This is a genomic window from Halomonas sp. DP5Y7-2 (assembly GCF_019802025.1).
Classification (GTDB): domain Bacteria; phylum Pseudomonadota; class Gammaproteobacteria; order Pseudomonadales; family Halomonadaceae; genus Halomonas; species Halomonas litopenaei_A.
On the sequence record NZ_JAHVHY010000011.1, the window covers coordinates 63,765 to 78,138 of the forward strand.

At 64.5% G+C, this 14,374-nt stretch carries 12 protein-coding genes; 8 read left to right on the forward strand and 4 right to left on the reverse strand.

Features of this window, described 5'->3' with window-relative positions; translation table 11 throughout:
- Positions 1-5 precede the first annotated feature (5 nt).
- The 4 genes from cydD to KUW18_RS19010 form a co-directional block, all read right to left on the reverse strand.
- On the reverse strand, positions 6-1,823 hold the full coding sequence (gene cydD, locus KUW18_RS18995; protein WP_409995839.1) for a thiol reductant ABC exporter subunit CydD: 1,818 nt from the start codon (positions 1,821-1,823) through the stop codon (positions 6-8).
- Positions 1,750-2,748, reverse strand: coding sequence for a cytochrome d ubiquinol oxidase subunit II (gene cydB, locus KUW18_RS19000; protein WP_206938289.1), 999 nt, complete (start codon positions 2,746-2,748; stop codon positions 1,750-1,752). Before cydB ends, cydD begins: the two co-directional genes overlap by 74 nt.
- A 4-nt stretch (positions 2,749-2,752) precedes the next feature.
- Positions 2,753-4,162 carry a cytochrome ubiquinol oxidase subunit I gene (locus tag KUW18_RS19005; RefSeq protein ID WP_222163185.1) on the reverse strand — a complete coding sequence of 470 codons (1,410 nt, stop codon included), beginning with the start codon at positions 4,160-4,162 and terminating at the stop codon, positions 2,753-2,755.
- A gap of 304 nt (positions 4,163-4,466) precedes the next feature.
- Positions 4,467-5,465: a calcium/sodium antiporter gene (locus KUW18_RS19010; RefSeq protein ID WP_222163184.1), complete on the reverse strand. Its 999-nt coding sequence runs from the start codon at positions 5,463-5,465 to the stop codon at positions 4,467-4,469.
- 166 nt (positions 5,466-5,631) lie between these two features.
- On the opposite strand from KUW18_RS19010, the gene KUW18_RS19015 reads away from it, so the two are divergent.
- From KUW18_RS19015 to KUW18_RS19050, 8 genes are all read left to right on the forward strand, one after another.
- Positions 5,632-7,077 carry a paraquat-inducible protein A gene (locus KUW18_RS19015; protein ID WP_315900693.1) on the forward strand — a complete coding sequence of 482 codons (1,446 nt, stop codon included), beginning with the start codon at positions 5,632-5,634 and terminating at the stop codon, positions 7,075-7,077.
- Positions 7,074-8,762, forward strand: a complete 1,689-nt coding sequence (gene pqiB, locus KUW18_RS19020) for an intermembrane transport protein PqiB (protein ID WP_206938275.1) — start codon at positions 7,074-7,076, stop codon at positions 8,760-8,762. Before KUW18_RS19015 ends, pqiB begins: the two co-directional genes overlap by 4 nt.
- Positions 8,763-8,839: 77 nt before the next feature.
- On the forward strand, positions 8,840-9,424 hold the full coding sequence (locus tag KUW18_RS19025) for a membrane integrity-associated transporter subunit PqiC (RefSeq protein ID WP_206938266.1): 585 nt from the start codon (positions 8,840-8,842) through the stop codon (positions 9,422-9,424).
- Between the two features lie 201 nt (positions 9,425-9,625).
- Entirely contained in the window at positions 9,626-10,996 is a 1,371-nt protein-coding gene (locus KUW18_RS19030) for a DEAD/DEAH box helicase (RefSeq protein ID WP_222163183.1), read from the forward strand.
- Between the two features lie 102 nt (positions 10,997-11,098).
- Positions 11,099-11,599, forward strand: coding sequence for a hypothetical protein (locus KUW18_RS19035; protein ID WP_222239373.1), 501 nt, complete (start codon positions 11,099-11,101; stop codon positions 11,597-11,599).
- Positions 11,600-11,677: 78 nt separating this feature from the next.
- Positions 11,678-12,901 carry an MFS transporter gene (locus tag KUW18_RS19040; protein ID WP_261389778.1) on the forward strand — a complete coding sequence of 408 codons (1,224 nt, stop codon included), beginning with the start codon at positions 11,678-11,680 and terminating at the stop codon, positions 12,899-12,901.
- A gap of 53 nt (positions 12,902-12,954) precedes the next feature.
- Entirely contained in the window at positions 12,955-14,001 is a 1,047-nt protein-coding gene (locus KUW18_RS19045) for an asparaginase (protein ID WP_222562139.1), read from the forward strand.
- Between the two features lie 95 nt (positions 14,002-14,096).
- Positions 14,097-14,333 (forward strand): DUF2789 domain-containing protein, encoded by a 237-nt coding sequence (locus KUW18_RS19050; protein ID WP_206938244.1) that lies wholly within the window; start codon positions 14,097-14,099, stop codon positions 14,331-14,333.
- The last annotated feature ends 41 nt before the right edge of the window (positions 14,334-14,374 follow it).

Here is a 14,374-nt window from a genome sequence, read left to right on the forward strand (position 1 = left end):
CCCTATCAGGGTCTACTCTCTATCTCTGCACTTTCCACCAGAACGCTCTCTGTGTTGGCGCTTGGGGAGTACGCTGCCAGCTGCACATGGCGCCCTCCCAGGGCTAGCAGCTGCGGATGATGGGTCGCCACCAGCAAGGTACGGCCTTCTGCTGCCAGGCGCCGGAAGCCCTGGATCAAGATGGCCTCGGTATCCCTGTCGAGACTTGCCGTGGGCTCATCCAGCAACACCAGGCGAGCATCGCTCAAAAATACCCGTGCCAGGGCCAGACGCTGGGCCTGACCGCCCGACAAACCGACTCCATGCTCGCCGATGGGCGTGGCGAGTCCCTGCTCCAGGGTGTTCATCAAGGTGGCCAGACCGGCATCGCCCAGGGCTGACCACAACGCCTCGTCATCCGCTTCGGGAGCGGTCACCCGCAGGTTGTCGGCGATACTGCCATGCAATAGCCAAGGACGCTGGTCCATCCAGGCAAGGGACAAGTCGCTGCGCACATGGCGAGTCCCGTCACCAGGCCCGGCAAAGCCGGCCACCAGCGCCAGCAAGCTCGACTTGCCGGAACCAGAAGGACCACTGACCACCACCGTCTCACCCTCATGCAGGTCCAGGTCGAGGGGCCCTACCGCGCGGCCGCGTCCCGGATGGTCAAGACAGGCGCCGCGCAGGCTCACCAGTACACCTGGCTCGGTGACTTGCCCCGACGACTCCATGGCATCCCTGCCCGACGCTAGCTGGGAGCGGCGGCGGCCCGGCGGCGCAGGCTCATCAAGCAAGGCGGTCAGGCCCTGGGCTGCGGCCAAGGCTGAGGCTCGATCATGATAGAACTGGGACAGCGTACGCAGCGGCTGAAAGAAGTCCGGCGCGAGCAGCAGGATGGTCAAGCCACTGGCCAAGGTCAGCTGGTCGGCAATCGACAACGGCAGATCACCCAGCAGACCGAAGCCGATGTAGATCGCCAAGGCCGCGATGGCCACGGAGGAAAAGAACTCGAGCACGGCGGATGACAGAAACGCCAGGCGCAGCGGGCGCAGGCTCCGCCGACGATAGTCGTCAGCCACCTGGGCAACGTCGTCCGTGGCACGCTGACCAGCCCCGAACAGACGCAACGTCTGAATGCCGCGCACGCGATCGATGAAATGCCCCGAGAGTCGACTGACCGCCTCGAACTGATCACGGTTGAGCGCCTCTGCGCCCATGCCCACCAACGCCATGAACAGCGGGATCAGCGGCGCTGTCACCGCCAGCAGCACCGCGGCCAACCAGTTGGTCCAGGCCACGACCACCAGGATCACCAGCGGCACTACCAGCACCACGCGGCTCTGAACCCAGAAGCGCGCCACGTAGCCGTCCAGCGCATCGACCTGTTCGACCCATTGATGGGCCAGTCCTGCACTATGGTGGTTGGCCACCCGCAGGGGGCCAAGCGCGGCCAGATGATCCAACAACTCGCGGCGCACTGCGCGACGCAGGCGTTGGCTTGCGGCTTGGGCCAGCAGGTCCTGGGCGATACCGCTGAGCGCTCGCAACAGCACCAACACGGGCAACCCCAATAGCCATGGCCACAGTCTGTCCATGGAGGCGTTACCCTGAATGGCCATGGCCAACACCTGCGCCAGCACCAGCCACTGCGCGATACCGATCAGCCCTGACAGGATGCCACAGGCCGCCGCTCCTCCAAGCCAGGCCCGGTGCTGGCCGACATGAGCTGCCAGCCAGCGCCGCGCCCGCGTGCCAGGGCGGTGTGCGGACTCAGTGATAGCCCGCCCCCCGCACCTTGCCGCGGAAGACCCAGTACGACCAGGCGGTGTAGCCCAGCACCACAGGAATGACGAACAGTACCCCAAGCAGCAGGAACAGCTGGCTTTCGGGGGCTGACGCGGCTTCCCACAGGGTGATGTCGGGGGGAATCAGATACGGCCACTTGCTGGCGACCAGACCGAGGTAGGTAAACAGGAACAGTCCCATGGTCGCCACGAACGGCTGCCCCTCACGGCGCTTGGCCACGGAGCGCCAGATCAGGCCGGCACACACCAGGGCGAGGAAGGGGAAGACCCAGAACAGGGTCAGATGATCGAACCAGCGCTCGCGCACAAAGTCATCGACGAAGGGCGTCCAGATGCTGATGATGGCGAAGCCGACGAGCACCAGCAGCAGCAGCTTGGGGGTAATCCGATAGGCCCATTCCTGAACGTGACCCTCGGACTTGAGAATCGTCCAGGTTGCGCCCAGCAAGGCGTACCCTGCCATCAGCGCCAAACCAGTGATCACGGTGAACGGCGTCAGCCAGTCGAAGGGACCTCCCACGTAGACGTTATTGGCCACTTCGAAACCCTCGATATAGGCCCCCACCACGACGCCTTGGCAGAACGTGGCCACCATCGATCCCCAGCAGAACGCCCGATTCCACCAATGACGGTTGCGCCGCGACTTGAAGCGGAACTCGAAGGCAATCCCCCGGAAGATCAAGCCGGCGAGCATCAGGAACACCCCCAGGTACAGGGCCGGCAGCAGAATGGTATAGACCAGCGGAAAGGCTGCCAGCAGCCCGGCCCCACCCAGCACCAGCCAGGTCTCGTTGCCGTCCCAGATGGGCGCCACCGAGTTCATCATCACATCGCGAGCGTGTTCGTCCGGGGCAAACGGATACAGAATGCCCACCCCCAGATCGAAGCCGTCCATCAGGATGTACATCATCACACCGAACCCGATAATCAGGGCCCAGATGGCAGAGAGGTTGATCAATTCCATGTCATCAGCTCCCGAACTGGCGGCCGGCATCGGCCTCAAGGGTGGCGTGGGCGGCGGACAGCGGGCGCTTGGCCGTCTCGACCTCGTCATCATGGGGCTCTTCCGCCAGCATTCCCTGACGCACCACTCGGGTCAGGTAGTAGCCGCCGGTCAAGAACACCACCGCATACACCAGCACATAGCCAATCAAGGTCGCGAGCACCATCCAGCCGCTAAGCGATGGCGTCACCGCTTCGGCCTGGGTCATCATGCCGTAGACCAACCATGGCGCGCGCCCGGCCTCTGTCACAAACCAACCGCCAAGCACCGCGATAAAGGGAGCCACGCTCATCAGGCGCAGCGTCTGCAGGAACGGACGGCTGCGGTAAAGCCGGCCACCACGACGCAGCCACAGTCCGACGAAGGCGACCGCAATCATCAGCATGCCCATCGCCACCATGGCGCGGAAGGACCAGAACACGAACCATACCGGCGGCTGTTCTTCCTTGGGTACCGCCTTGAGCCCCGGCACCTCGCCGTCGAGATCGTGGGTCAGGATGAGACTGGCCAGCCGTGGAATACCGATCTCGAAGTGGTTTTCCTGCGCCTCCTTGTCCGGCCAGGCGAACAGCAGCAGAGGCACGCCGGACTGGGTCTCCCAATTGGCCTCCATGGCCGCCACCTTGGTGGGCTGATGTTCCAGGGTATTGAGGCCATGGGCATCGCCGACGACGGCTTGCACCGGCGCCAGTACCAGCAGCAACCACATGCACATGGACAGTGCCTTGCGATTGGCCTCTACATCGCGGCCAATCAGCAGATACCAGGCACTGACACCAGCCACCACGAAGCCGCCCGTGAGGAAGGAGGCCAGGGCCATATGGGTAAAGCGATACGGGAAGGAAGCGGTGAACATCGCCTCGGCCCAACTGGTCACATGAAAGCGGCCATCCACCAGTTCCACCCCGGCGGGGGTCTGCATCCAACTGTTGGTCGAGAGAATCCAGAACGCTGAGATGAAGGTGCCTACCGCGACCATGATGGCGGCAAACAAGTGAACGCCTTCAGGCACCTTGCCTCGGCCGAACAGCAGCACGCCGAGGAAGCCTGCCTCGAGGAAGAACGCCGTGACCACCTCATAGCTCAGCATGGGCCCCAGGAAGTTGGAGGTGGCCTGGCTGAAATTGCTCCAGTTGGTGCCGAACTGGAATGCCATGACGATACCGGACACCACCCCCATGCCGAATACCACGGCAAAGACCTTCACCCAGAAGGCGGCGAGCCGATCCCAGGCAGGGTTGCCTGTCTTGTAGAACAGCCCGTGCAACACCGCGACATAAGAGGCAAGGCCAATGGTGAACACGGGGAAGATGGCGTGGAAGGAAACAACGAAAGCGAACTGTATGCGTGACAGAAGCACGGGATCCAGTTCCATGAGCGACTCCTCGAGGCAGAGATGATCGGCGTTGGTGTCCCGCCATCCACCCAACCACTGCGGACCGGACCCCAGCTGAACCGAGCTGGATCAGACGCCGAGGGGCTCACCACATCCCTGGTGGCCCATCGTCGCACGCAATATGCAAAAGTTTGCACATTCGATCCAGCGCTGCACCCAGCATAGAATGCAGATCGGCCTCTGTCGCATGGCTAATTGTCGCACGCCGCAGTCGTCAATCGCCTACCAGTGCGTCAGTCAACGACGACAACGGCGCAGCCTGCCTGTACTTCGCCTCCAGGCATCAAGCGCCCGAGGTCGTGCTCAGCACCAGCGATACCAGGTAGCCGGTATACACGGCGTAGACAGCCACCAGCACGCCCCCTTCCAAGCGGTTGATACGCCCCGCGCGCCCTTTCCAGCCGAGCGCAAATACCGCCATCATCACAGTCATGGCGGTCATGATCGACCAGTCGCGCAGGAGCACTTCACGTCCGGCCTCGATGGGCGCAATCACGGCGGCCAGGCCGACCACGCCAAGGGTGTTGAACAGGTTGGACCCGACGACATTGCCGAGCACCAGATCATGCTCCTTGCGCCTCAGGGCACTGATGGACGACGCCAGCTCCGGCAAGGACGTGCCCACCGCCACCACCGTCAGACCGATGATCACGTCGGACACGCCCAAGCCCTGAGCGATGTCGACGGCGCCCCACACCAGCAAGCGCGAGCTGACAACCAGCAGCGCCAAGCCACCAAGCGTCAGAGCGAGTCCCTTGCCCAGCGACATCGCATGGGCATCGAGTTCCTGTACCGTGTCCATCGCCAAGGCATCGGCCCTGGCCGCCGCCTCTTCACGGCGGCTCTGAATGATGCTGACGACCATAAACAGCAGCAAGCCGAGTAGCAGCAGGCTTCCTTCCAGCCGGCTGATCACCCCGCCCCACATCATCAATGCAGACACCAGGGTGGCCGCTCCCAGCACCGGCAACTCACGCCGGATCACCGAGGAGTGCACCGCCAGCGGAGACACCAGGGCCACCAGCCCCAGGATGAGACCGATATTGGCAATATTGGAGCCGTAGGCATTGCCCAGCGCCAGGCCGGGGTTCCCTTGGGCGGCAGACAGTGCTGAAACGGTCAATTCAGGGGCAGAAGTACCAAAGCCGATCACCAGCATACCGACCAGCAAAGGTGACAGACCCAGCCGATTGGCGGTGGCTGCCGCCCCCTCGACGAACCGCTCTGCGCTCCACACCAGTACGACCAGACCGCCCACGACGGCAGAAACCGCTAGCAACATGTCAACTCCTCAGCCCATGATATCGGTCGCATCTTTGTCTATGGTGTCACCCACGTCAACGTGCCACACTATTTTAATTCGCAGGATCAGCTTGTTACGAAAGCGCTGACGTCCAGTACCCGCACAGCGCCTCGCTGCTGCCACCCACGGGAGGATATTGACGACCGTGCCTACATCCCTTCGCGGCCATATTGATCGGCTGCGCCAGACATCCGTCACCCAGCATCTTCCACCCGAGGCACACGTCAAGTCGCGCCGGCGCCTGCGCGCCTGCCACGAGTGTGACTGGGTGATGGCACTCCCCCCGCTGAGCCCCGGTGAAGAAGCCGACTGTGTACGCTGTGGCCATGATCTGGTCAAGCGCCATGCCTTCCCCGCACAGCGCAGTCTGGCGCTGGCGATCAGCGCCTTGGTGGCCATGGCGGCGGCCCTGGCCTTCCCGTTCATCGGCTTTCGTGCCAAGGGCGTCGGCAATGAGATCGAGGTCGCTCAGACGGCGACCCAGATGCTCGAGCATCATCAGCCAATCGTCGCCATGATGGTGCTGATGTCGATCATCGTGCTGCCCGCTCTCTATCTGATCACCGTCGTCTATCTTCAGCTCAGCCTGACGCTGCCTCGTCGGCTGCCCTACAGTCGCACGCTGGCACGGGGACTGTCTCACATCGCCCCATGGCTGATGGCCGACGTCTTTATCGTCGGCACCATGGTCGCGCTGATCAAAGTGGCGGGGCTTGCCGAGATCACGCTCGGAGTGTCGTTCTGGGCCTTCATCATCTACGCCGTACTGCTGTTGGCCACCACCCTGTCGCTGGATCAGGACTGGCTGTGGTTTTCGCTGACCGGGGAGCCGCTGGCACCGGAAGGCACCCGCACCGGCGCCACTGCGGCGTCCCAGGGTCTGACGGGCTGCCACACCTGCGGTTTGATCAATCGGCTGGATCAGCACGGCCACGGTCGCTGCCGACGCTGCGGCGAGAAGCTTCACGCCAGGCGCCCACGCAGTCTGCAGACCACCTGGGCACTTCTGCTGACCGCAGCGGTGCTGTACATTCCGGCCAATGTCTACCCGATCATGTACACCACCAGCCTGGGTTCGGCGGAACCTCAGACCATCATCGGCGGGGTGATCTACCTGGTCAGTCACGGCTCCTGGCCTGTCGCCCTGGTGATCTTCGTGGCCAGCGTCATCGTGCCCATCGGCAAGCTGCTGGCGCTGGTGTGGCTGTGCCTGGTCGCGCCAAGGGCACCTAATATGCGTTCCGTGGTTCGCGCTCGGCTGTATCGTCTGACGGAACTGATCGGACGCTGGTCGATGGTTGACGTGTTCGTGGTGTCGATCCTGGTCGCACTCATCAGGGCGGGCGCCTTGATGTCAGTGGACCCGGGCCCGGCGTCGCTGGCCTTCGGCGGCGTCGTGATCGTGACGATGCTGGCCGCGATGAGCTTTGATCCACGTCTGCTATGGGATGGCGACAGCAAGACGCATGCCCCCTATACACCGGCCAGCCACCATCCCACCGACGCCATCCACCATCCCGCCGAGGATGGTGAAGAAACGCCCCCATCGATGACACGCCATACGCAGGACGAACAAGGAAGCACATCATGAGTGACGCCGATTCGCGCCACCCGGAAGATCATCAAGTGCCGCCGGACCAGGACATGCACCGTGCCGCACCGACCCAGCAGAAACGCCTGTCGCCGGTTTGGATAGTGCCCTTCGTGGCACTGCTGATCGGCGGCTGGCTGGTCTATGACAACTATGCCAGCCGTGGCCCTCAGATTTCGCTGCATCTGCCCACGGCCGACGGCATTGAAGCCGGCAAGACGCTGATCAAGACCCGTAACGTCGAGGTCGGCAAGGTGACATCCGTCTCCCTCAGCGAAGACCTGTCCGGCGTCGAGATCACCGCCCAGATGGAGCCCCAGGCCGAGCAGATGCTGGTCGAGGACACCCATTTCTGGGTGGTCAAGCCGCGTATCGGCCGCGAGGGCATCAGCGGTCTTGGGACGGTACTGTCCGGCGCCTATATTCAGCTGGAGCCGGGCCGCAGCGAGGTCGATGCCCGGGACTTCGACGTCAGCGATGAACCTCCGGTCGCGCCGCCAGGCGCCGAGGGGCTGCGCCTGAACCTGGTCAGCCAGGTCGGCAACTCACTTAGCGTGGGCGACGCCGTCACCTTTCAAGGCTTCAGCGTAGGTCGCGTGGAGAAGGCCGAATTCGATGTCTCGACCCAGAGCATGCATCACCGCATCTTCATCGAAAGCCCCTACGACACCCTGGTCACCGAGAACACACGCTTCTGGGGCACCAGCGGCATCGACGTAAGCCTGGGTTCCGAAGGCTTCCAGGTGAAAGTCGAATCCCTTGAGGCCCTGCTCGGCGGCGGCGTGACCTTCGGTGTTCCGGATGACATTCCTGCCGGCCCCGAGGCCGAGGAAGACGCCACCTTCGAGCTGTATGCCGACGAGGAAGCGGCGCGTCAGGGTACCTTCAACCGCTACCTGGAGTTCGTGCTGCTCAACGAGGACACCGTCCGCGGTCTGTCCCGTGGCGCCCCGGTCGAATTCCGTGGCGTGCGCATCGGCACCGTGGCTGCGGTGCCCTGGAACTTTACCGCCAAGCAGCCTCCCGGGCGTGAGCGCCTGGCCATTCCGGTGCTGATCCGAATCGAGCCACAGCGCCTTGGCATCGGTGCCAATGACCTTGACCTGGAGGAATGGCGCGAACGCTTCAACCGTCTGTTCGAGCGCGGCATGCGCGCCACCCTGAAGAGCGGCAGCCTGCTGACCGGCGCTCTGTTCGTGGACCTCAAGATCGACGAAGAGCTACGTGGCCAGTACGTGGCGGAGAGCTTTGCCGACCGCCCCGTCTTCCCCACCGCCTCGGCGGGCCTGGCGCAGATTCAGGCGCAGGTCACGGCGCTGCTCGACAAGCTCAATCGTCTCGAGATCGAGCCGATCCTGTCCGGGCTGGACCGCAACCTGCAAGTGTCGGAAGCCATGCTGACCCAGGCCCGAACGCTGGTGCAGAGCATGAACAGCCTGCTGGACAACCCGGAGACCCAGGGTCTGCCGGGCAACATCAACCAGACCCTGGACGAGCTGCGCCAGACCTTGAGCGGCCTGTCACCGGAGTCCAGTGCCTACCAGGACCTGACTCGCACGCTGAACGAAGTCGAGCGCCTGGTTCGCGACCTTCAGCCAGCGGCGCGCAAGATCAGCGATGACCCAAGGGCCCTGCTGTTCGACAGTATCCAGACGGAAGACCCGATTCCGCGGGCACCGCGCTGACTCAGGCGGCCCGGGCCATGCCGGCCCGGGCCAGCGAATGTGATGACATCACTGACCTCAACGGAAAGGAGTTCTCCATGAGGCCAATCAGACACCTCTGTGTTCCCCTGCTGGCACTTTGGCTGGGTGGCTGCGCCACCGCCGAGACACCGGTCACCCAGTACGTGCTGCCCGCCGATGCAGGCAGCCAGGACGCGCGAATCCCCTCCTCCAGCGACACTCCACTGGTGGTGGCTCCTCCGCGCCTGGCCAATTATCTTGAGGCCGAGGGCGTCGTCCTGCAGGTCGACGATATCTCCCTCAATCAGGCCAAGAGTCACCAATGGGCCGCCCCCCTGGTACAACAGCTGGAGCGCGGGTTGCGTGATCGTCTTGCCGACCGACTGACGGGACGCCGAGTGCTGTTGTCGAGCGGACCGGCAGAGGGCGCCATGACCCTGGAGCTCAGTATCGACCGCTTCCAGGGGCACTACGATGGCTACGCGGTGACCTCCGGGCAGTGGCTGCTGCGCGATGCCCGACGCCAGGTCATCGACAGCGACAGCTTTGAAGCCAGAGAGCCGCTGGACAGCGACGGATATGCCGCTCTGGTGCGCGCCCTTGGCCGCACCTGGGACGGCGTTGCCGACACCATCGCCGCTCGGGTTCGCCAAGCATCCTGAAGGTCTGCGCCTGATACCCGCCCCCTACATCACCACCGACGACCGCTGGAAGGGCGGTTGCCGGTGCGCTGGCGCAACAAATCTGGCATCATGCCGGCAACGGTGACGGGGGGTCCCCCGCCGAATTTATCCCACGCCTTGTCCGGGACCGGCGCCAGCCGTCAGTTGGCGTCCTGCGAGTGCGTGCGTGTTGGAGTTTGCATGAGTTTTTCCGATCTCGGCCTGCGTGCCGAATTGCTCCGTGCCGTCGAGGCACAGGGCTATGACACCCCGACGCCCATTCAGCGCCAAGCGATCCCCGCAGTGCTGAAGGGCGGCGACCTGCTGGCCAGTGCCCAGACCGGCACCGGCAAGACGGCAGGCTTCACCCTGCCCATGCTCCAGCGCCTGGCCGAAGGCCCCCGCCCCGCCAAGCGCCAGATACGGGCCCTGGTGCTGACACCAACACGGGAACTGGCCGCTCAGGTCGGGGAAAGCGTCCGCGATTACGGCAAGCACCTGTCACTGACCCATCACGTCATCTTCGGCGGTGTCGGCCAGCAGCCGCAGATCGACGCCATTCGCCCGGGCCTGGACGTGCTGGTGGCGACGCCGGGTCGCCTGCTCGACCTGCATCAGCAGGGCCACGTCAACCTGTCCCAGGTGGAAATCCTGGTCCTCGATGAAGCCGACCGCATGCTCGACATGGGCTTCATCCACGACATTCGCCGCGTGCTCAAGCTGCTGCCGGAGAAGCGCCAGAACCTGCTGTTCTCAGCCACCTTCTCCAGCGAGATCCAGGCGCTGGCGGACAAGCTGCTCGACCGCCCCGAGATGATCGAGGTCGCCCGCCGCAATACCACCGCCGAGACGGTGGATCAGGCGGTCTACCGGGTGGATCGTGAGCGCAAGCGCGAGCTGCTTGCCCATTTGATCGAGAGCCATCGCTGGTACCAGGTACTGGTGTTCACCCGCACCAAGCACGGCGCCAACCGCCTGGCAGAGCATCTGGACAAGCGCAACATCACCGCCATGGCGATCCACGGCAACAAGAGTCAGTCAGCCCGAACCCGCGCCCTGGGCGCCTTCAAGTCGGGTGATCTGCAAGTGCTCGTGGCCACCGACATTGCAGCGCGTGGGTTGGATATCGATGAACTGCCCCACGTCGTCAACTTCGAGCTTCCCAATGTGGCCGAAGACTACGTCCACCGGATTGGCCGCACCGGCCGTGCCGGTAACGAAGGCCAGGCGGTATCGCTGGTGTGTGTCGACGAGCATGGCCTGCTGAAGAACATCGAGCGGCTGATCAAGCGTGACCTCGAGAAGCGCATCGAGCCCGGCTTCGAGCCGGACCCCAACGCCAAGCCGGAACCCATCGAAAACGGACGCAATCGCCGTGGCGGCGGTCAGCGCCGAGGTGGCAACACCAGCAGAAACAGCGGTGGCGGTAACAGCGGTAATGGCGGTGGCAACCAGCGCAACGGCGGCCAGCGTAGCGACAATGGTAACAGCCACAACCGCAATGCCAGCGACCAGCCCGCTCGCCGCAGGCGCCGCCGCGGTGGACAAGGCAACCGCCAAGGCCAGGCCTAGGCGGCGCGACTGAACGCACGCTACTAAACCTACGTCACAGAACCTATGCCACTAAAACGGAGGGGCGCTCAAGCGCCTCTCCCACCTGAGCAGGAACGCGACATGGCTACCCCAGAACTGATCAAGGAATATCGGCGCTTCCGGGCCTTCCAGAAGCAGGCACAGCTCGACAGCGAACACCGTGGCGCTCAGGCCAAGATAGATGAGGCCAGGGTCAGCGCCAATCGTATGACCGAGGCCTATCGCAGCATGGCCGACAAGGCCGCCGAGCAAGGTGCCTGCTACCGCACCCTGTACCTGCGCAACCACGACGGTGTCGCCCTGGCCTGCGAGGGCTGGCTGTTCGTCCGGCGCGTGCTGTCCGAGGGTGGGGCGACCCGCGTACGCGCCAGCCTGCTGGAGACCTTCCGCCTCGAGAATGGTCAACAGGCCCCCGGAGAGACCCCGGTCGAAAAGGTCACGCTGGAAATCTACGACCAGCTGCTGGTCGACAAGGGCATGGCCACGGCAGTACGTATCGACGGCATCGACGGTGAGCGCCACAGCCAGTTTCTGACCTTCAATGACCAGGTGCGTGGCGACCTTCGCCGCTTCCTGAAGTAATCCAAAGGCCGCCAGTGAGGGGTTGCCGCCCCTCGCTGGCGGGCTCTCCTGCACGTCGGCCATCTTTCAGGAGTTCTCATGAAGGCCTCGTCGCTGCCCTGGCGCTTTCTTCTGCTGATGGTTCTGGTCGGCCTCAACCTCAGGCCCGCGCTATCCTCACTGGCACCACTGCTGTCGCGAGTACAGCAGGACACCAGTCTGTCCCCCACCGCCATCGGTGCCCTGACCACCCTGCCCGTGCTGTGCCTCGGTCTGTTCGCGCCGCTGGCCCCCCGCCTGGCTCGCCAGCACGGCCCCGAACGTGCGCTGTCCATCGGCCTGGGGGTCATCGCCGCCGGTCTGCTGCTGCGTGGCCTGGGCTCCCCCTTTGCGCTGTTCGCCGGCACCCTCATGGTCGGCGCGGGCATTGGCGTGAGCGGAGCGCTGCTGCCGGCACTGGTCAAGCGGGAGCTGCCTCGGGGGGCGGACCTGATGACGGGTGTCTATACCATGGCCCTTTGCCTGGGCGGCGCGCTTGGTGCAGGCCTGGCGATTCCGCTGACGGATCTGCTGGGCGACTGGACGCGCAGCCTTGCCGCCTGGGCCCTGCTGGCGGTGGCGGCGCTGATCGCCTGGGAACGTTACATGCCGCGCACACCCGCCACGCCAGGTGCCCGCGCGGACATGGGAACCGGCATGACCAAGGGACTGCTACGCCAGCCGCTGGCCTGGCAGGTCGCCCTGCTGATGGGGACCCAATCCTCACTGGCCTACATCGTGTTCGGCTGGCTGCCGACCCTATTGATGCAACGTGGCATCGGCGAGGCCGAGGCTGGCCTGCTGATGGGCATGTCGGTCATGGTCCAGCTGATTTCGGCGTTACTGGCACCGTGGCTGGCACGCTTCGGGCGTGATCAACGGCCTGCGCTGCTGCTGGTGATGGGCGCCACCGCCAGTGGGCTATGGGTGCTGCTGATGGCGGATACCTCGCTGCGCTATCTGGGCGCACTGCTGCTGGGCCTTGGGCAAGGCGGTAACTTCAGCCTGGCACTGACCTTGATCGTGTTGCGCACTGCTGACGCCCGCCTGGCGGGACGCCTGTCGGGGCTGGCCCAGGGGGGCGGCTATGCCCTCGCGTCACTTGGCCCCCTGAGCATTGGCATCCTGCTGGACCACCAGGCTCCGATCAGCGTGGTGGCCTACGTGTTGATGGGTATCGCGGCGGCCGCCGCCTGCTGTGCCTGGCTGGCCGGGCGCCAGCGCCAGCTGACCTTCGATGACAACGACACCGTCATCACCCGACAGGCATCTCGCCGTCGCTAGATGACATGGGCTGCAGGCCTCGTTTCACCGTTTCACCCTTAGGACATCGCCACATGAACTCCCAGCACGACGCAACGGTTCTGGTCATCTATACCGGCGGCACCATTGGTATGGTCAATACGCCCCATGGCCTTGCTCCTGGCCCCGATATGGAGGCCAGGGTCCGCCGTGCCGTAGACGAGCTGCCAGCGCAGCGGCGCGCCTCATTGCCCGCCTTCGAGTGGCTGGAGGTGGCCACACCCATCGATTCGAGCAGCGCTCAGCCGGAAGACTGGGCAGCGCTCGCCCGGCTGGTGGCCGAACACTACCTGGCCTATCGCGGCATCGTGGTGCTGCACGGAACCGACACCCTGGCCTGGACGGCCTCGAGCCTGGCCTTCCAGTTGCAAGGGATCGACCGCCCAGTGGTGGTGACCGGCTCCATGGCGCCGCTGGCCGCCGCCGAGAGCGATGCACTGGACAACCTGGTGGACGCGCTCGGCTTCGCCGCGATGCCACAGCTGCAGGAAGTGGCCGTGTGCTTCGCCGGCAAGCTGCTGCGCGGCTGCCGCAGCCGTAAATGGCACGCTCGTGACAGCGACGCCTTCACCAGCCCCAATGCACCGCTCCTCGGCGAATGTGCCTCCGGCCAATGGCAGCTGTATGAGTCTCGCGGTCTTGATGCCATGCAGCGCGGCGCCCCGCGGTTCGAGCTCGGCGACTACCGTGGGCTTGGCGACAAGGTCGTGCGCATTCCGCTGTGGCCGGGCATTCGCCCCTGGCAGCTGGCGGCCTGGCTGGATGATGACAGAGTCGAAGGCGCCCTGCTGGAGGTGTGGGGAGGCGGCAATGTGCCTGACGATCCGCAGCTCGGCGCGGTGCTTGCTGAAGCCAGCGGCCAAGGCAAGTTGCTGGTGGCCATCAGCCAGTGCCCCCAGGGCACCATCGCTATCGGTCACTACGCCGCCGGTCAGCTGCTGGCGGCGGCGGAGGTGGTCTCAGGGGATGACATGACCCCGGAGGCGGCCTTCACCAAGCTCGTCCATTTGCTGTCTCTCCCTCTCGACTCTGCCCAGCGGCGCGAGCTGTTCCGCACGCCGCTGGTAGGCGAGCGCGGCTGAAGGGCAGACCGTGACAACTTTTTTGTGCTCATGGTCTTCCCCAACGAGAACGATGGAGTAAGGTTAGGGAGAACCGTAAGGATGAGGAGACGTCCATGGAACACCCGGATCACCCGTTCAGTGAATTGTTCGAACAGCTGGGACTGGCATCGGAACCCGAGGCGATCAAGCGCTTCATCGACCGCAACGCGCCAATCCCCGAGGATGTCGAGCTACCGGATGCCGCCTGCTGGAACGAAGGCCAAGCCGAGTTCCTGCGCGAAGCCATCGAGGCGGACGCGGACTGGGCCGAGGTCGTCGATCACCTGAATGCGTCGCTGCGCAAACCGTGACGCTCATCATCCGCGACATTCGGCCTTGGTAGCGGCCAGCG